This window comes from Vreelandella stevensii S18214 (genome assembly GCF_000275725.1).
GTDB lineage: Bacteria > Pseudomonadota > Gammaproteobacteria > Pseudomonadales > Halomonadaceae > Vreelandella > Vreelandella stevensii.
In genome coordinates, this window is sequence record NZ_AJTS01000052.1 from 63078 (window position 1) to 80845 (window position 17768).

General features: G+C 58.2%; 14 protein-coding genes. 10 read left to right on the forward strand and 4 right to left on the reverse strand.

The features are described 5' to 3' along the window. Positions 1 to 189: 189 nt before the first annotated feature. The 4 genes from ettA to HSS18214_RS0117580 form a co-directional block, all read right to left on the reverse strand. Positions 190 to 1851, reverse strand: coding sequence for an energy-dependent translational throttle protein EttA (gene ettA / locus HSS18214_RS0117565; RefSeq protein WP_016916580.1), 1662 nt, complete (start codon positions 1849 to 1851; stop codon positions 190 to 192). A gap of 686 nt (positions 1852 to 2537) precedes the next feature. Further along, the gene (locus tag HSS18214_RS0117570) at positions 2538 to 2750 is read right to left on the reverse strand and encodes a PA3496 family putative envelope integrity protein (protein ID WP_016916581.1); all 213 of its coding nucleotides are present in this window, start codon (positions 2748 to 2750) and stop codon (positions 2538 to 2540) included. Between the two features lie 182 nt (positions 2751 to 2932). Further along, positions 2933 to 3370, reverse strand: a complete 438-nt coding sequence (locus tag HSS18214_RS0117575; protein WP_016916582.1) for a PAS domain S-box protein — start codon at positions 3368 to 3370, stop codon at positions 2933 to 2935. A gap of 184 nt (positions 3371 to 3554) precedes the next feature. Continuing rightward, complete coding sequence (locus HSS18214_RS0117580; RefSeq protein ID WP_016916583.1) at positions 3555 to 4868, reverse strand: MFS transporter; 1314 nt, start codon at positions 4866 to 4868, stop codon at positions 3555 to 3557. A 111-nt stretch (positions 4869 to 4979) separates the two neighbouring features. Here HSS18214_RS0117580 and HSS18214_RS0117585 point away from each other — a divergent pair, with 111 nt between their 5' ends. From HSS18214_RS0117585 to HSS18214_RS18440, 10 genes are all read left to right on the forward strand, one after another. After that, positions 4980 to 5249, forward strand: a complete 270-nt coding sequence (locus tag HSS18214_RS0117585; protein WP_016916584.1) for an Rdx family protein — start codon at positions 4980 to 4982, stop codon at positions 5247 to 5249. Next, positions 5246 to 6133, forward strand: a complete 888-nt coding sequence (locus tag HSS18214_RS0117590; RefSeq protein WP_016916585.1) for a DMT family transporter — start codon at positions 5246 to 5248, stop codon at positions 6131 to 6133. Before HSS18214_RS0117585 ends, HSS18214_RS0117590 begins: the two co-directional genes overlap by 4 nt. A gap of 279 nt (positions 6134 to 6412) precedes the next feature. After that, a complete protein-coding gene (locus HSS18214_RS0117595) occupies positions 6413 to 7963 on the forward strand; it encodes a TolC family outer membrane protein (protein WP_016916586.1) in 1551 nt (516 codons plus the stop codon). 228 nt (positions 7964 to 8191) lie between these two features. Further along, positions 8192 to 10309, forward strand: a complete 2118-nt coding sequence (locus HSS18214_RS0117600; protein ID WP_016916587.1) for a type I secretion system permease/ATPase — start codon at positions 8192 to 8194, stop codon at positions 10307 to 10309. After that, entirely contained in the window at positions 10309 to 11739 is a 1431-nt protein-coding gene (locus HSS18214_RS0117605; protein WP_016916588.1) for an HlyD family type I secretion periplasmic adaptor subunit, read from the forward strand. The genes HSS18214_RS0117600 and HSS18214_RS0117605 overlap by 1 nt, the downstream gene beginning before the upstream one ends. Next, complete coding sequence (locus HSS18214_RS0117610; RefSeq protein ID WP_040461386.1) at positions 11739 to 12374, forward strand: response regulator transcription factor; 636 nt, start codon at positions 11739 to 11741, stop codon at positions 12372 to 12374. Before HSS18214_RS0117605 ends, HSS18214_RS0117610 begins: the two co-directional genes overlap by 1 nt. 200 nt (positions 12375 to 12574) lie before the next feature. Then, positions 12575 to 14260 (forward strand): Mur ligase, encoded by a 1686-nt coding sequence (locus HSS18214_RS18435; protein WP_193365631.1) that lies wholly within the window; start codon positions 12575 to 12577, stop codon positions 14258 to 14260. After that, complete coding sequence (locus HSS18214_RS0117620; protein WP_016916591.1) at positions 14257 to 15285, forward strand: hypothetical protein; 1029 nt, start codon at positions 14257 to 14259, stop codon at positions 15283 to 15285. Before HSS18214_RS18435 ends, HSS18214_RS0117620 begins: the two co-directional genes overlap by 4 nt. An 8-nt stretch (positions 15286 to 15293) precedes the next feature. After that, on the forward strand, positions 15294 to 17063 hold the full coding sequence (locus HSS18214_RS0117625) for an ABC transporter ATP-binding protein (RefSeq protein ID WP_156808553.1): 1770 nt from the start codon (positions 15294 to 15296) through the stop codon (positions 17061 to 17063). Positions 17064 to 17246: 183 nt separating this feature from the next. Further along, on the forward strand, positions 17247 to 17768 hold a 522-nt coding region (locus HSS18214_RS18440), incomplete at its 3' end, for a retention module-containing protein (protein WP_040461387.1).

Genomic DNA, 17768 nt, shown 5'->3' on the forward strand with positions numbered 1-17768 from the left:
GCGGGGCAGAAGCACCTGGTGGGAGCTGCTTTTGCGGGCGAGAGGCGCTAGTGGGAGGCCGCTTTAGCGGGCGAAGGGCGCCGTCAGGCGCCCTGGCAAAGTCAGCCATCGCGAGCTAAAGCTTCCTCCCACACCCGCCCTGCCAGGCACCGGTGGGAGGTCGCTTTAGCAGGCGAAAGGCGCCCGCGGTTAAGCGTCGATACGCTTGTACTTCATGCGCTTCGGCGTGTCGTTGCCGACTCGTTTCTTGTGATCTTCTTCGTATTCCGTGTAATTGCCATCGAAGAACACCACTTCAGAGTCGCCCTCGAAGGCCAGGATGTGCGTGGCGATACGATCCAGGAACCAACGGTCGTGGGAGATCACCATGGCGCAGCCGGGGAAGGCCAGTAGCGCTTCTTCCAGGGCGCGCAGTGTCTCGATGTCCAGGTCGTTGGAGGGTTCGTCCAGCAGCAATACGTTGGCACCCTGCTTGAGGGTTTGCGCCAGCTGCAGGCGCCCGCGCTCACCGCCCGACAGCTCATCCAGGCGCTTCTGCTGGTCGTTGCCCTTGAAGTTGAAGCGACCCACGTAGGCACGCGAAGAGACTTCGTAGCCGTTGATATTGAGAATGTCCTGACCGTCGGACACCGCTTCCCATACCGTCTGCTTGTCGTCCAGCGCATCGCGCAACTGCTCGACGTAGGCGATATCCACGGTTTCACCGATCACCACGTCGCCCGCATCCGGCTGCTCCTTGCCGGTGACCAGCTTGAACAGCGTCGATTTACCCGCGCCGTTACCGCCGACGATGCCGACAATGGCCCCCTGGGGAATGGTAAAGGAGAGGTCCTGGTAGAGCAGCTTGTCATCGAAACGCTTGGTGACGTTGTGGAATTCGATGACCTTGTCACCCAGGCGCGGGCCAGGCGGAATGTAGATTTCGTTGGTTTCGTTGCGCTTCTGGTAGTCGCCGGACTGCATCTCTTCAAAGCGATTGAGACGCGCCTTGCTTTTTGCCTGGCGGCCTTTGGCGTTGCTGCGTACCCACTCCAGCTCCTGCTTGATGGCCTTCTGGCGCGAGGCTTCCTGCTTGGCTTCCTGGGTCAGGCGCTGCTCTTTCTGCTCCAGCCACTGAGAGTAGTTGCCTTCGAAGGGGATGCCCTGGCCACGATCCAGCTCGAGAATCCAGCCCGCCACGTTGTCCAGGAAATAGCGGTCGTGAGTGATCGCCACGACGGTGCCGTTGTAGTCGTGCAGGAAGCGCTCCAGCCAGGCCACCGATTCCGCATCCAGGTGGTTGGTGGGTTCGTCCAGCAGCAGCATGTCCGGGCTGGACAGCAGCAGGCGGCACAGAGCCACACGGCGGCGCTCGCCCCCGGAAAGGTTGCCTACCTTGGCGTCCCAGGGCGGCAGACGCAGCGCTTCGGCGGCCACTTCCAGCTTACGCTCGATGTTATGCGCATCGGCGGCTTCGATGATGTTTTCGAGGCGCGCCTGTTCGCTGGCGAGGGCATCGAAGTCTGCATCCGGTTCTGCGTAAGCCGCGTACACCGCATCCAGTTTCTGCTGAGCTTCCTTCAGGGCACCTAGCGCTTCTTCGACGGTATCCCGGACGTTTTTCTCGTCGTCCAGCTGCGGCTCCTGAGGCAGGTAGCCCACGTTGATGCCGGGCATCGGACGAGCTTCACCTTCAAACTCTTTATCGACACCGGCCATGATGCGCAGCAGCGTGGATTTACCGGCGCCGTTCAGGCCTAGTACGCCGATTTTGGCGCCCGGGAAGAACGACAGCGAGATATCCTTGAGAATTTGCTTCTTGGGCGGCACGACTTTGCCAACCCGATTCATGGTGAATACGTATTGCGCCATGGAAATCCGTTAGGTTGTGGTAAAAGCGGGGCCAGCGGTGCTGGCTTGGTGTACAGATGATAGTGCCCAGCGCGGCTAAAGGCCAGCCGCACGGTACTGAGTCAGGTGAGCAGGATGAAACGAAAAAACGTGCGGAAATGAAAAATTCTACGCAGACTGGTTTGAATCTATTGGCCTCCCACAGGCTGGCCTGGAGGCACTCACTGCTGCGGGAGGGGGTTGTTGTGGGAGGGAGCTTTAGCTCGCGACGATTCAGGCACCAGTGCCTGCCCAGACAGTCGCCCAATGAAATTGGCCTCCCACAGGCAGGTTGGGGTGGCTACTCAGGCTATCCTGAACCCACAGGCCCCACCCCCGCCACTTTGCTGTTGTGGGAGGGGGCTTTAGCCCGCGATGATGGCGGCAGCGGTGCCTGCCCAGACAGTCGCCCAATGAATTGGCCTCCCACAAGCTGGCCTAGAGGCACTCACTGCTGCGGGAGGGGGTTGTTGTGGGAGGGAGCTTTAGCTCGCGACGATTCAGGCACCGGTGCCTGCCCAGGCCGTCGCCCAATGAATTGGCCTCCCACAAGCAGGTTTGGGTGGCTACCCAGGCTATCCTGAATCCATTACGCGCTGAATTAAATGAAAAGGGGCAATCCAATGATTGCCCCCTGTTCGAACGACAGAGCATCTACCCGTAAGGCGCTACTCTTCTTCGTCCCAGTCGTCTTTGATGGCACGCTGCAGGCGTCGCTCTTCTAGCCATGCTTCCACCTGGCGCCGTGCGCGCAGGGTGTCGGCCTTGCTGGGTTTGCTCTTGGCATATTGATCGTCGTTGACCGCGTCCAGGTTGTCGAAGTCGTCGGCGTCCAGCCCGTCGCTGGTGTAGGTCTCACGATTCAAGGGGTCACGGCTCATGGTATGCCCTCCAACCCAAGCCGGCGCACCGGCATCACAACGGCTCCCTTCCGCAGGGAGCGCCTAACGCTAAACAAGCGCCTAGGCGCTATATAACGCCAGTTGGGATGAAGTTCAAGCACAAACTTGCCTTGGCCGCCATTAAATCCCCAGAGCTACCAAAAGCAGCATGGCCACAAACGCTATTCGGCCAGAGCCTGCTGTTCTTTCAGCGCTGCCAAAGCCAGCTGGGCTTCGACCCGTTCGGTGACGTCTTTCTGCACGCCGATGTAGTACATCAGGTTGTCGGCTTCATCATAAACCGGCGTAATCGATAGCTCGTTCCAGAACATCGTGCCGTCTTTACGATAGTTGCGCAGCACTTCGCGAGAGGGACGTCCATCCTGCAGCGCATCACGAATCGACGCGAGCGCATCCTGATCGCGGTCTTCGTTCTGCAGGAAACGACAATCTCGATACAGGATTTCGTCTGCGCTATAGCCGGTCAGTCGTTCGAAGCCCTTGTTGACGTAAATCAGAATGTTTTCGTCACCTTCCTGCTCTGCAACGACAATGCCATCTTCAGAAGCATCAACAATGCGTTCGAGTAACTCCGGGCTGATCAAGGGAGATCGTTTCATCAATGGATTCCTGTTGCTTCTCGTCATTCTAGCCGTGTCGCTGTTCGTCAGCGCGAGGCTCGTTATAGGCAGGGTAGGCGATGCCACTTACCACTGATTACAGCTAGGATAGCAAAAAAACCACGTTACGCCGTGATTCCCGCCCATCATGGCGAGCGTTGCACGGGTTTGCAATCCTTGAAGATCACTCTGCTTCTGGAAGACGCTGAGCGCTTACCATGGCCCCGAGTGCCGTGGCCGCCAGCACCAGCAGCAATAGGCTGCTGCCAAGCCACTGGGCCAGCCCGCCAATCAGGCCGCCCACTGCCAGCATGAGCACCCCTGTGAAGGTATTGGATAGCGCCACATATAGTGCGCGGTTGTCCTGATTGGCCATATCGACCAGATAGGTCTTGCGGCCCAAGCGAACCCCGTGGTGAATGATCATCAGCAGGGCATAAACGCCGGCATAGGGCAGCACGCTGCGTGTCCACTCCCCCGGTAGCCAGGCAATGCCCGCGCCAAGGCAGCAGCACAGAGCAGTACCGATAGCAGCGTCGCGCATGACGCGGCGACTGGACTGGTCGGCACGTTTTCCCCAAATGGGGCTGGCAATCATCGCTGACAACCCGGACACCACCACCATGATGCCTAGCCCGCCCAGCTCACTGCCGCTTTGTTGTTGGCCCAACAGCGCCAGGTAGGGCAGGGCAAGCGCACTGGAAAGCAATAAGGCCCTGGCCAGATTGAAGTGCAGAAAGGTGCGGTCCTCACGCATCAGGGTGAGACCGAGTTTGATGCTGTCCCAGGCGTTTTCACCGCCTTCTACGGCGCCTGGCACCTCCTTGATGCGCGCTGCGCTGAACGCGTTGAGCAACCATCCCGCCGCCGCGACACATAACAATAGGGCCAGCGCCACGTTACTTGGGCGGTCACCGAACCACAGCAACACACCGCCCGCCGCCAGCGTGGCGGCACCTGCTACGCTGCCACTCCAGCCCATGAGGGTCCCTCGCCTGCGCTTGGCGATGGTCTTGCCAAGGACGTCCTTGGTGGCGATCGATGAGAGCCCTCTCGCTAATGACAGTACCACCAGCACCGCCAGCACCAGAAATCCGCCCAGCGTGCCACTTCCCCAGAGCGCCAGTAACGCGAGGAACAGTGCGGCCAAGGCTTGAAGAAGCGCTCCGGTGACCCATACCCACTTGCGCTGAGGTTTCAGGCGGATGAAGCCTGCCACGAACAGCTGAGGCAGCAGCGCGCCAGCCTCACGGATGGGGACCAGCAAGCCCACCATCCACACTGGCGCACCGATGATGCCCATCAACCAGGGCAATACCAGCCTTGCACTGGAGAGTTCATCCGCCAGCTTGTTACCCAATGCCGCCCATAGATGATGGAAAAAGTTACGCGGCTGCTCCTGGCAAGCGCCCTCGGGGATGTCGGCACACATACGGCTGTCGTCATCGCCCGTCAGCCACTCATAGAGACGCGTTTGTGAAACATCTGGCTGGGCCATGGGGTTCCTTGGCAGTTGCTAATATAAGATGACAGAATGCTTGATCAATATCATAGCGTAATCGACATGATAGTTTAGCTTGTCAGGGAATTGGCCGATAAGGAGTACGCCATGCCGCAGGTCCGGATTCACTACTGCACCCAGTGTCAGTGGCTGCTGCGCAGCGGCTGGTATGCCCAAGAGTTACTGTCCACGTTTGGTGAGCAGCTCGACCAGGTCGCGCTCGTGCCTTCCCATGGGGGCCGGTTTGAAATCTGGTGTGATGACACGCTGCTTTGGGAGCGCAAACGTGACGGCGGCTTCCCGGATATCAAGACGCTCAAACAGCAGGTACGCGATCACATCGACCCTGACCGTGACCTTGGGCACATCGACCGATGAGCCAGGATAGAGCGGCTATTCTGTATGGACTGGGGGCGGTCGCCCTTTGGTCGACGGTAGCGACCGCCTTCAAGCTGGCACTCTCCTGGATGAGCCCGTTAGAGCTAATGTGGCTAGCGGCGTTGGTGTCATGGCTGTTGATGGGCGCGCTGGTAGTTGCTCAAGGGCGCATGCAGCAGGCGCTCAGGTACGGCTGGCGCACGGCCTTATGGGCGGGGCTGATGAACCCCGTCGCGTATTATCTGGTGTTGTTTGCAGCCTACGACCGCCTGCCAGGCCAGGAGGCCATGGCCTTGAACTACACTTGGGCATTGGCCATGGCGTTTCTGGCGGTGCCTCTGCTGGGTCACCAGTTGACACGAAGAGACATGGTGGCCGGGCTGATCGCCTATGCCGGGGTGTGGGTCATTGCGACGCGTGGACAGGTTTTCAACGTCGCCTTCGAGGATGGTTTAGGCGTTGCGCTGGCGCTTGCCTCAACGTTGTTGTGGGCACTCTACTGGCTACTGAATGCGCGAGATGCCCGGCCGCCGTTAGTGGGGCAGTGGCAAAACTTCAGTGTTGGGTTACCTTTTTTAACCATTCTGTTACTTTTTGGTCCGGGGTTTCAGTGGCATGGCATGACCGCGCTGGCCTCCGGCGTATACGTAGGATTGTTCGAGATGGGCATTGCCTTCGTGCTGTGGCAGTTGGCGATCCACAAGGTGTCTCGAACCGCCAAGGTGTCTACGTTGATATTTCTCTCTCCGCCGGTCTCTCTGTTATTGCTCTATGTCGTGGTGGGCGAGCCATTACTGAGCTCGACGTTGACTGGTCTATTGCTGATCCTGGCGGGGCTGGCGCTTCAGCAGTGGCCGAGAAAGGAATTGCCCGCTACCGATTGAGTGTTTTTTCAGCATGTTATTGTAAATTTTTGTGACTTTTGTTTTTATGGCTTGCGACTGGTGCTCAGACGTTTAATTTTAGCTAATAGCAATTTGCCAGGGTGTTTTGTCTAGGCAGCACTCATGGTCAATTGAACTCGGCGACAACAAAGCGCCATAGATGAGCCAGTGTTGGCGGGTAAGCAGCCAAGAGGGGTAACAATGCGCGGCAGCGTTGTTGCACAGGGAAAGGCTACTTGCTCATCTGCAGCGAGAAACGTTCATTAGGGATTCACGGCCATGAAGAACAGCAAAACAACCACGCAAGCATCATCCTCTTTTTTACAACGCGGTCTGCTCCCCGCAGCCGTGGCAACCTTGGGTTGCCTGCCACTGACGGCATTGGCACAAAACCTGCCTGCTACGCTTTACGCGCCGGGCGCTACGGATGTGGTCAGTACCATTCAGCAAACCATCGTCAGCAATCCTCAGGTTAATGCCGCTTGGGCCAACTTTAGCGCAGCAGGTAGCGACGTGCGCGTTGCTCAAGGTAATTATCTGCCCTCTATTGATGTTTCGGCGGGGGTAGGACGTCAAGATCAGCAGAACGATGGGCGAGGCAGCTATAACAGTGATTTTGCCGAGCTGACGCTGACCCAGATGGTCTTCGATGGTTTCGCGACGCGCAGTGAAGTGGAGCGTTTGGATCGTACGCGCTTGATTGCCTATTTCGAGCTGCTGGGGGCCAGTGAAAATATTGCCTTGGAAACCTTCCAGGCATATCTGGATGTCATGCGCTTCCGTGAAATGGTGCGTTTGGCGCAAGATAATTACCGCGAACACCGCCGCGTGTTTTCGCAGATCGAAGAGCGCGCCCTTTCGGGTGCGGGCAGAGGGGTAGACCTGGCGCAAATCAGTGGTCGTCTGGCGCTCGCCGAGTCCAACCTGATGACCGAAGCCTCCAACCTGCATGACGTGACGGCGCGCTATCAGCGCCTGGTCGGCCAACTGCCGCCTCAGAACATGACGCCTGCGCCCTCACTGGCGGCTGATTTACCCACGGATGTGAGCCAGGCCATTCAGATGGCGTTCCAAGGGAATCCTGAGTTCCACGCTGCCATCGAGAATATCGCTGCCCAGCGGGCCGTGCAGAGCGCAGAGCGTGCTGCGTTCATGCCGCGTCTGGATATCCAAGGGCGTACCGGCACCAATAATCAGGATGACGCCATTTCAGGACGCCGCGACGAGCACAGCATTCAGCTGGTCGCGAGCATGAACCTTTACCGTGGTGGTTCTGATAGTGCTGCCTTCGAGGCGGCCACCACCCGAATCGAGCAGGCGGTCAACCAGCGCGAAGTCGCTTGTACCAACGTGCGTCAGACCACGCAGATTGCTTACAACGATACCCAGCGCATTGGCGAGCAGCTGCGCTATTTGAATGATCATCGCCAGTCCATTGACCGGGTCCGCGGTGCTTATCAACAGCAGTTCGATATCGGTCAGCGCACTCTGCTGGACGTGCTGGACAGCGAAAACGAGTTCTTCGAGGCCAGCCGTGCCTATGCCAACGCAGAGTTTGATCTGACGCTGGCCCAGGCCCGCACCTTGGCCGCCATGGGACAACTAATGCAAACCCTGGACGTCGTCCGTGACGACATCCCCAGCCTGGCAGAGCTGGGCTACGAAGGCATGGCGCAGAATCCCGAAATGGCGTGTGGTACGGAAGGGCCGCGCGGGTTTACGCTGGAAGACTTCACTCGAGGTATCAGTGCCCAGTTCAGTCACGAGTTAACTAGCCAGTCACCGGTGTACGCGTCAGCAGCCACCTATGTGATGATGCCTGACGTCTAAACAGTGTCGCTACGGCTGACGGTGTTCTATGGTTTTGAAAACGCCGTCAGTCTAGCTATCCATTATTATCCGGCTCACAAAAGCCCACCGCTGGCGGCCACTTTTTAGTCGTCAGGCATGTATATTTAAGCGCTTCCCTGAGGATACGAGGTCTGTGTGACACAAGCGAAGCTAACGAAGACAGACGCAGCAAACTCATTTGCCAGCGAGCCGCCAGGTGGCGATGAATTGCTGGAATGCCTCAAGGCAATTGCCTCGTTTCATCAGCATGAAGTCTCTGCAGAAGCATTGCGAGCGGGGTTGCCGCTGGAAGACGGCAAGCTAACGCCTTCTGTGTTTGGCCGGGCAGCCTCCAGAGCTGGTCTGACTGCGCGTATCGTCAAAAGCCCTCTCTCGGGGCTCAATCCAGCACTGCTACCTGCTGTGCTGCTGCTCGAACCTGGCCGGGCCTGTGTGCTGTTGGCCATTGATCTCAAGCAGCAAAAAGCCCGTGTGCTGTTTCCTGAACTGACGGAATCCGAAGTCGAAATCCCTTTAGCGGAGCTCCATGCGGGCTATAGCGGCGATGCCATTTACGTTCGCCCGAAGTTTCTGACGGACAATGCTTCCGAACCAGGCGTTAATAGTAAGAAGCGCCGGGATCAGCACTGGTTTTGGGGCGTAATTCGCGAGAATCGGCGGTTATATAGAGACATCGTATTGGGGTCGGTGGCCATCAACCTGTTTGCCATCGCCATGCCGCTTTTCGTGCTCAACGTATACGACCGCGTCGTACCCAATCAGGCGACTGAGACGTTGTGGGTGCTGGCTATCGGTATTTTTATCGTGTTGTGTTTCGATTTGGCACTGCGACTGATGCGCAGCAGCTTTGTGGATCTTGCTGCCAGCCGCGCGGATGTCAAACTCTCTTCATCGCTCATGGCAAAAGCACTGGGTGTCCGGTTGGAAGAGCGGCCGGCATCGACCGGCGCGTTCACAGCCACCATGCAGTCGTTCGAATCGGTTCGTAATTTTATTGGTTCGGCGACGATTCTGGGGATTGTCGATCTTCCCTTCGTGCTGATGTTTGCGGCCATTATTGCACTGATCAATCCCTGGTTAGTACTGCCGGTATTGATCGGAGCCGTGTTTGTACTGCTATATGCATTGGCCGCGCAAGGCAAGTTGCACGAACTTTCGCAAACCGCTTGGGAGGTCGGTGCTCAACGCAACTCCTTGTTGGTCGAGTCGGTTTCTCAATTGGAAAACGTCAAGGCCCTACGGGCCGAGAGCCGCATTCAACGCCAATGGGAAAAAGCCACAGCGTTTTTGGCTAAAACCGGTAGCCAGCTGAAAATGGTCAGTACGTCGGTATCCAACGTGGCGCTATGGGCTCAGCATAGCGTCGCGGTCTGCGTGATCATTATCGGTGTCTACCAGATTATCGAAGGTAATCTCACCCAAGGGGGGCTAATCGCGGCCTACATGCTGTCTTCCCGTGCCATGTCGCCCATTAGCCAAACGGCAGCGCTACTGGCGCAGTACCATCAGTCTGCTACTACCTTGGAAACGCTCAACACCGTAATGGATAAGAAAAGCGAGCGTCATGAGGGCAAGTCCTACGTCGAAAAACCCAGCTTCGAAGGTAATATCCGTCTCGAGAAAGTCACCCTGCGCTACCCGGATGAAGAGCGCGATGCTTTGCGTGAGGTCTCGATTCACATCAAGGCAGGAGAGAAAGTCGCCCTGCTGGGTCGTATTGGCTGTGGCAAGTCATCTCTCAATAAGCTGATCATGGGGTTCTATCAGCCAACGGCAGGTGCCGTGCTGGTCGACAACGTCGATATCCGCCAGCTGGATCCGCTGCATCTGCGCCGCCATATTGGCTATGTGCCGCAGGATGTCAGTCTGTTCTCGGGTTCCTTGCGCGAGAACATCGTAGCCGGGGGTGGGAATGACCGCGTCGATGACGAAGCATTGCTCAGGGCGCTGGAACTCGCCGGGCTGGAAACACTGGTGAATGGCCACCCTCACGGGGTGGATTTGCAGGTGGGCGAGCGCGGTCAGGCATTGTCTGGTGGGCAAAAGCAGGCGGTGGCCATTGCCCGAGCGCTGGTGCAGGACCCGCCCATCTTGCTGTTGGACGAGCCGACCAGCTCCATGGACAACGCCAGTGAAGAAGCCTTCAAGGCCAATCTGACCCGCATATCGGCAGGCAAGACGATTCTCGTGGTGACCCACCGCACATCGCTGCTGTCGCTGGTCGATCGCATCATCGTCATGGATGCGGGCAAAGTGGTGGCCGATGGCCCCCGCGATACCGTGGTGGAGGCCTTGCGTAAAGGGCAAATCGGGAGGGCTTCCTGATGGCACGCAAGCCTTCCGTGACACCAGAGCAAAAAGGCTTCGATGCGATTGGCCGTTTTTCCGAAAAGGGTCAAAAACCGTTCCGACCTTTCATGGATCGACTGTTCGCCAAACGGGTCACCTCTGCGCACCTGAATCGGGATTGGGCAAGCGACACCGACTGGGCGCGCATGCAGCAAGAGCCTATCCGTGCGCGCCTGTTTCTCTATACGGTACTGCTGACCATCGTAGCCCTGCTGACATGGTCCTATTTCGCCGCCATCGATGAAGTGACCCGAGGCACGGGCCGCGTCATCCCCGCCAGCCAGCTCCAGCGGATCCAATCCTTCGACGGCGGGGTGGTCAATCAGATCATGATCCGTGAAGGGCAGCTGGTCAGTGCGGGAGATGTGCTGATGCAGATCGACCCTACCCGCTTCGTCTCGGATTTCAGGGAAAACCGCGCCCAGCGCTTTGCGCTGGAGGCACGTGCCGAGCGGTTAAGGGCGCTGGCCACCAATTCACCCTTCGAACCCTCCGATGAGCTGCGCGAAGAAGTGCCGCATATCGTCATGCAAGAGCGCGAGGTGTACGAGAGTCGTCGCGAAGAGCTGCGCGAGCAGGAAAACGTACTCAATGACCGTATCCGTCAGCGTCGAGAAGAGCTACGTGAAGCACAGGCACGGCGCGACACGGCTCAGCGTGAAGCGAACATGGCTAGCCAGGAACTGAACCTGACGCGCCCCTTGCTGGCATCCGGTGCGGTGTCGGAAGTGGAAGTGCTGCGTTTGCAGCGGGAAGTATCGCGTGCCACGGGTGAGCGCAACCAGGCAGATGCCTCGGTGTCACGTTTGCAAGCTGCCGTGGAAGAAGCCGAAACTCAGTTGAGGGAACTGGGGGCCGAGCGTCGCAGCGAGTGGCGTAATGATTTGGCCCAAGCGCTGGGTGATTTGAATGCCCTGCAGCAGTCAGGCACTGGCTTGCAGGATCGCGTCCGGTTGACGGAGATCCGGTCACCGGTAGACGGCATCGTACAGCGTATCCACATCAATACGATTGGTGGTGTCGCTCAGCCGGGCCAGGAAGTTGTGGAAATCGTGCCGACCGATGATCAACTTCTGGTGGAGGCACGCATCGCCCCGCAGGATATCGCCTTCCTGCACCCGGGCCAGCCAGCCACCATCAAGCTCACCGCCTACGACTACGCGATTTATGGTGGGTTGCAGGCCGAACTCGAGCATATCAGCGCTGACACTATTACCGATGATGATGGCAATACCTTCTATCTGGTTCGCGTGCGCAGCCAGGAGAATGAAAACGTAGCCGACCGGCTGCAGGTCATACCGGGGATGACCGCACAAGTGGATATCGTCACCGGTAAGCGAACCGTCATGCAGTTCATGCTGAAACCTGTTTTAAGGGCGTGGCGAGATTCCATGGGAGAGCGCTGATGAAACACTGGTTTATAACAACAGACGGGAGTTTGAAGGCGCGCTGGAAAAAAGCGTTTCAGGATGTGGGAGCCCTGACGCCTGACACCCTGGGCCAGCACGTAGTGCCCAATGATCTTGTGTGGCTTTCCACTACCGTGGATAGCTGGCCACTCATGGTTCCTGCGCTGATAGAGCAGGGTGCCATCGTGGTGGTGCTGAGCTACACCCCCGACGACCGTGAAGCGCTAAGGGCATTGGACCTGGGCGCCAGAGGCTATGTGCACACCTTGGCGGCGGCTGATGTGCTGAACCAGGTGGCTCTGGTCGTAACCCATCAGGGTGTTTGGGTAGGGCAAGAGTTACTGGCGAAAGTCCTCGGTGGTACGTTCAAGGCTCTTCAGCAGCGCGTTGACCATGACCGTTATCAACACAGCGACTACCTGCAGCTGCTCACCGAGCGAGAGCGTGGCGTTGCGTTGGCCGTGGCGCGTGGCGCCACGAACAAAGAGGTGGCCCGCCAGCTGGAGATCACGGAGCGCACGGTCAAAGCGCATCTGAGCGCTATTTTTCGAAAGCTGTCAGTACGCGACCGGCTGCAGCTGATTCTCAAGTTGGCGCCGGTGGCGGAGCATGCCCCTGACAACGTTGAGTGACCCGCTGTGGCTGCGTTTTTGGGGGCCACATCGTTGCACACCAAAGCGTCCGCTGCCAGTACCTCACCTCGTTCGTCACTTACACCCTCACTACTTACGCGAGCCATGACATGTCGGATCACGCCGTTCAGGAAGCACACGTTGCCCGTGAGGCTATCCACTCAGCCTTGCATGATGCTTTGCATGCTGTGGGATCTGACGTGTTGTCACAATGGCGGCATCAGCATGCCAGCGTAGCCCCTTTCGATTCACTGTTACTGGTCTCGGTGAGCGACGGCTATACGCGAGCTCAGGTCACGACGCTGACGGTCGATGTCAGCGCACTGCGGGCTGGCCAGTGGGAAGTACTGGTGCCTGCGCTTGAACAAGCGATTACCCGACTGCAGCGCAAATTCGAGCATCCGTTGGTGGGGTGTCGCATCGAGTGGCCTTTCGCCGTGCGTGAAGGTCGTTGGGGGGCCTTCAAGCAGGAACTCACGCGCTATAAGCGTAGCTACTTTCGCAGTGGTTTGGCGTTTGAAGGCAAGCGCGAAGCCAGGCTACTGCTCAGTGAAATGGAGCTGAATGCCAACGCCTGCCTGTATGGCGGGCACCAGGTGGGCCATGCGCAAATCAACCAGGCCCACCTGGAGCGCTACCTCAAGGCCCGCCACGGCTCTAGCCAGATGCCAAGCTTTACCGACGATATGCCCATGTGGAGTTTTGCCACGGCTGGCGTCTTTTTGGCGTTTGGCGGTGAACAGCCGAGCCATCATCTTCTGAGCACGCAGCCTCGCTGCTGGGGGCGTCGTGAAACTCCGCCGTTGACGCCTGCCTCCACCGCTGAACTGATAGCCCGCTCGACGCGCTTTCTGGGTAGGCAGGTACAGGCGAATGGCCGCTATGTGTATGGTTATTTTCCCTGTTTCAATCGTGACATTGGCACCTATAACATCCTCCGCCATGCCAGCAGTACTTATGCGCTCCTGGAAGGTTATGAAAGCTGCCTTACTCAACGGCTTCTTGACGATGAACAGCTCCGCCAGTTGCATGGCCAGATAGACCGCGCGTTGGAGAGCTTGCGCGATCGGGACATCATCGAGCGTGATGGCGCGGCCTATGTGGTCGACACGGGAAACATCATCAAACTAGGGGCTAATGCAGTGGCTATCCTGGCCCTGGTCAAGTATCAGCAGGTGATGGACGATGACCGCTATGCTGCGTTGGCCGACGCGCTGGCGTTGGGGATCGTCCGCATGCAGGAGGCTGATGGCAGCTTCGTGCATGTGCTGAATGCGGCGGATTTATCGCTCAAGGAAAAGAGCCGAATCATCTACTACGATGGCGAAGCGGCCTTTGCGCTGATGCGGCTTTACGGCCAGACTCGTAACCCCCAGTGGCTTGCGTGTGTCGTCAAGGCCTTTGACTATTTTATCGACAACGGCCATGAGCAGGCCCACGATCACTGGCTGGCCTACTGTACCAATGAGCTGGTGATGTACCGCCCCGAGCGCCGCTATTTTGAATTCGCAGTGCGCAACGTAGCAGGGTACATCGACTTCATCCGTGACCGGATCACCACTTTCCCAACGCTGTTGGAACTCTCCATGGCGTTCCACAAGACACTGCTCACGCTGGAGCAGATGCCGGAGCTTGCCGATGTGCTCGATGGCCTAGACATCGATGCGTTCTATCACGCGCTGCATACCCGCGCGAACTACCTGCAAAATGGATTTTTCTGGCCGGAAGTGGCCATGTACTTCAAGGCCCCGTACACCGTGCAAGACGGTTTTTTCATTCGTCATCACAGCTTTCGCGTGCGCATCGACGATGTCGAACACTACCTTTCTGGGCTAGTGGCTTATCAGCAGTTATTACTGGCGGGGCATCAGGCAGGGAGTGCATGACGCACCTGACCGTCGCGGTGCGTAAAGGGGCGCTGGTTCTGCTGGCCCTGTTGCTCGGCAGCGACCTGTGGGCGGGCGTGGCACAACAGGATGCCTCGATTGCCAGCGTTTGTCGCACCTTGTCACGTGAGCCCGCGCTGGCCCTTGTGGGGGCAGAGCACGCGCAAGTGGCCCATGAAGTGGGGGCGCATTTTTTCATGCAGGCGTCAGATCAGTACCGTGTCTCCGAGGCTGAGCGGCTTACAGACATTGCCACCCAGCTGCTGGCTGCCGACGTGCTGTTTCGTGAGGTATTGGGTCTGACGCCCCCCTTGCAAAGGCCCCGTTATCAGCAGGCCGACTTTATCATGGTGATTCTGCGTACGGAGCAGGTTCGCGGCGGCCAAGCCTATGACGAAGTAGTGCGTAACCCGGCTATTCCCGAATGCCATATTCGCATGGCCCTGGGCGGACGTGTTGAGGCCGCCACTAACCTGACACCAGCCCACGAGCTTTTCCACCTGTATCAAAACGCCCACATGATGTTCAAGCAAGGGTGGGTACACGAAGGGCTGGCACGCTGGTCGGAGTCGCTGCTGAGTGGTGACGTGCAGCCCGGTCCCCCTCTGCCTACGGCTAGTAGCGACCTGGAAAGCATCATGCAGTCGAGCTATGGCGCCGTGACCCTATGGCAACGATTATTTTATCTACTCGACCCCCAAGGCAGTATCTCGCTGCCCAGCTCACTGATGTCGCTGCGCTACCACGATGGCAGCCAGGTAGTGACATTGGAGCATCTTCACGGTAGCCGCTTCGTCGCGCCTCTGTTCGAATCACTCCATCAGGCGAGCATTTCCCTGGCTGAACAACAGCAATGGCCCACTTACGGCTGGGCCGAAGCCGAGCAGCGCAGCTTGCAGTATAACCATGCCATTCTGGCGGCTTTATACCGGGCGATATCGGCCTACGCGCCGAAGGAGCATCAGCCTGAAGAGCTGCGTAGGTTCATGCAGCTGATCGATACCATGCTGAAAGAACGGGAGTGAAGGGTTACATGTCGGCAACCGAAGAGCAGAGGGCTCATCGTCGCCACCTACGCGACCTGATGTGGGCCCTTTTGGGTGAGGTGGTGCGACCATTCCGCTGGCAGGTAGGCGCCATTCTCTTGAAGCAAGTAACAGCGCAGATACTGTTGCTGGCCAGCCTGTTGCTACCTTGGCAGCTGTTACAAGTCTTGATGAGCGGTCAGAGTCGTTTGACCCGCGGATTGCCTGCACAGTTTGGCGATAATGACAAGATGGCGATGCTACTGGCCCTGGCCGTTCTCTGCTTTTGCGCGTTTGCGCTAATGCGGTGGTGGGTCAAGCGCAGCATCTCACGTTTGTTCGACGCCCTTTTGCTTAGGCTCAACAAGACACGCCTGGTAGCTAATCATCGGCCTTTGGGCAGGCGCATGCTGGCCATCGTGATGGGAGCGCTCTCCTCGACGTGCATTGCCCTATTGTTTTGTTTGGTCATTGCCCTTTTGCACCCGGCGCTAGGGTTCCTGGCAGCGGTTTGCGTGGCCATCCTGGGGTTTATCGTGGCGCGTTACTACCGCTTCGAAAAAGTGCCACAGCTTCAGGAAACGCTGCAAAGCAACGTATTGTCGGTCATCAATATCAGCTTTGCGCTTGGCTTTGTCATCCTGGCCATCGACTATCTGTATGGATCGGCGCGTCCCCTGTTCACACTGTTCGTTCTGCTGATTGCGTTGCGCCAAATGATGGCCGCCAGCGTCAACGGCATGGTCAACGCTCTGGGTATCATCAAACACGTTCAGCACATCAACATGCTGTTGCTCCCTCGCGCCCGGCAGGTAGCGATTGGCGAAGCAACGGACTTCCTCAAGCGCTTTGATGCGGCACGATTGACCCAATGGCTGCCCGCCTGGTTGGCCGAACGTCATCATCTCGCATTCGTCGACATCGTCGAGTGCCGTCTGCTGCACAGTCGTACCGTCGCCCATGTGCTGCTACGCACGCAGCAGGACAGCGCAAGCCCCTCCTACTGGCTGTTGAAATGTTACGTGCCTTCGCGAGAGAACGAAGCGCACCACGAAATTGCGCTGCTCGAAGAGCGCAGTGCGGCGGCGGGAGCAATGCCGTCTGAAGTACCCAAACTAATCGGTCATGGCGACTTGCTCTGGTGCCATTACGTCGCTCTAGACATCGGCAGCCTGCGCCCGCAATGGCTCAACTCGGAAGAACGCAAACCCTGGCTGGCGGCGCTTCGCCAAGCGTTACTGCAGACGCCGCTGTCACCGAGCCTGATAGCACAGTACCGAGCTACCTTTGCCACGTTGCCAGAACGCATGAGAAGCATTGATACGAACCGCTTTGATTATTTGATGCAGGACGATCGGCAAGGCTTTCAGATCACGCGATTCCAGGAAAGCTGGCCACATATGATCGCGTTAATCGAGAAGGTGCCAGCCGGCCTCACGCTTCAGAACCCTGCCACTGCACGCCTCGCATTGATAAACCAACAACCTCTATTACTCGACTGGCAAGGCTGGAGCCATGATACCCTGGGCGCCCATTGGCCTCTCTCGGCCAAACTCAATGGGGAAGTGCTCGCGCTGTTGTCGGCAAACTGGCCGCAGCTCACCCAGAGCCCCGAGTGGGAAGCGCTGCACTCCCCGGAAGAGGCCACGCTCCATATCGCGCTGGCCGCGCGAGCCCATGAGTTTTGCCACCGCTGCCGCTTCGATAATGACGCTGGCGCTCTCAATATGATGGCGGGTCTGTTAAAGGCTCATGAATCCCTACGCGCAGACCCGTAACCTCCGTTTCTCGTTTGCTTGACACGCAAATACTGCCCATTCATTGCGTATTGGCCACCGGTACAATAGGCAACCCCGTTGGCCAGCGCTACCTTGTTTAAAATGCCGCCAATAGGCTTTTCTGCGTCTGCAGTCAGTCAGCCTCGGCAACCCCTTAATCGAGCGGTGGGTGGAGAACAAGACATGGCAACGGTGATTGCGATTTCAGGTCAAGCATGGGCACGCGACGAAGATGGCAACCTGCGTGAACTGCGCATCGGTGACGTCATTCAGGAGGGTGAAACACTCATTACCTCCGCCGATGGTCGCGTCGAGCTGGACTTTGCCGACGGCACCGGCGCCAACGTAGTAGAGGGTGGCCAGGAAGTTGCTGTTACCCCTGAGCTGAACACAGACGCCATTGTCGCCACCGATGCCAGCGCCCAGGACGATGACCTGGAAGCCCTGCTTGCCGCCCTTGAAGATGAAGACGGTGACCTGCTCGACCTCCTTGATGCTACTGCTGCCGGTGCTGGCGCAGGTGGTGGCGGTGGCGGCGGCAGCAGCTTCGTCCGCGCTGCCCGGATCGCCGAAGAAACCGACCCACAAAGCTTCAGCACCGAAGGCGGCTTGGAAGGCGCCGAATTCGTAGAGTTTGACGGAGGTGCTGCCGCTGCCGCTACTGCTGACGATACAGATGCCGACGCGGATGCCGATGCGGACGCA

Coding starts and splice junctions, on each gene's coding strand:
- HSS18214_RS0117585 (WP_016916584.1), top strand. CDS start 4,980: ATGCCGCAGGTCCGGATTCACTACTGCACCCAGTGTCAGTGGCTGCTG.
- HSS18214_RS0117580 (WP_016916583.1), bottom strand. CDS start 4,868: ATGGCCCAGCCAGATGTTTCACAAACGCGTCTCTATGAGTGGCTGACG.
- HSS18214_RS0117595 (WP_016916586.1), top strand. CDS start 6,413: ATGAAGAACAGCAAAACAACCACGCAAGCATCATCCTCTTTTTTACAA.
- HSS18214_RS0117605 (WP_016916588.1), top strand. CDS start 10,309: ATGGCACGCAAGCCTTCCGTGACACCAGAGCAAAAAGGCTTCGATGCG.
- HSS18214_RS0117575 (WP_016916582.1), bottom strand. CDS start 3,370: ATGAAACGATCTCCCTTGATCAGCCCGGAGTTACTCGAACGCATTGTT.
- ettA (WP_016916580.1), bottom strand. CDS start 1,851: ATGGCGCAATACGTATTCACCATGAATCGGGTTGGCAAAGTCGTGCCG.
- HSS18214_RS0117570 (WP_016916581.1), bottom strand. CDS start 2,750: ATGAGCCGTGACCCCTTGAATCGTGAGACCTACACCAGCGACGGGCTG.
- HSS18214_RS0117610 (WP_040461386.1), top strand. CDS start 11,739: ATGAAACACTGGTTTATAACAACAGACGGGAGTTTGAAGGCGCGCTGG.
- HSS18214_RS0117625 (WP_156808553.1), top strand. CDS start 15,294: ATGTCGGCAACCGAAGAGCAGAGGGCTCATCGTCGCCACCTACGCGAC.
- HSS18214_RS0117620 (WP_016916591.1), top strand. CDS start 14,257: ATGACGCACCTGACCGTCGCGGTGCGTAAAGGGGCGCTGGTTCTGCTG.
- HSS18214_RS0117590 (WP_016916585.1), top strand. CDS start 5,246: ATGAGCCAGGATAGAGCGGCTATTCTGTATGGACTGGGGGCGGTCGCC.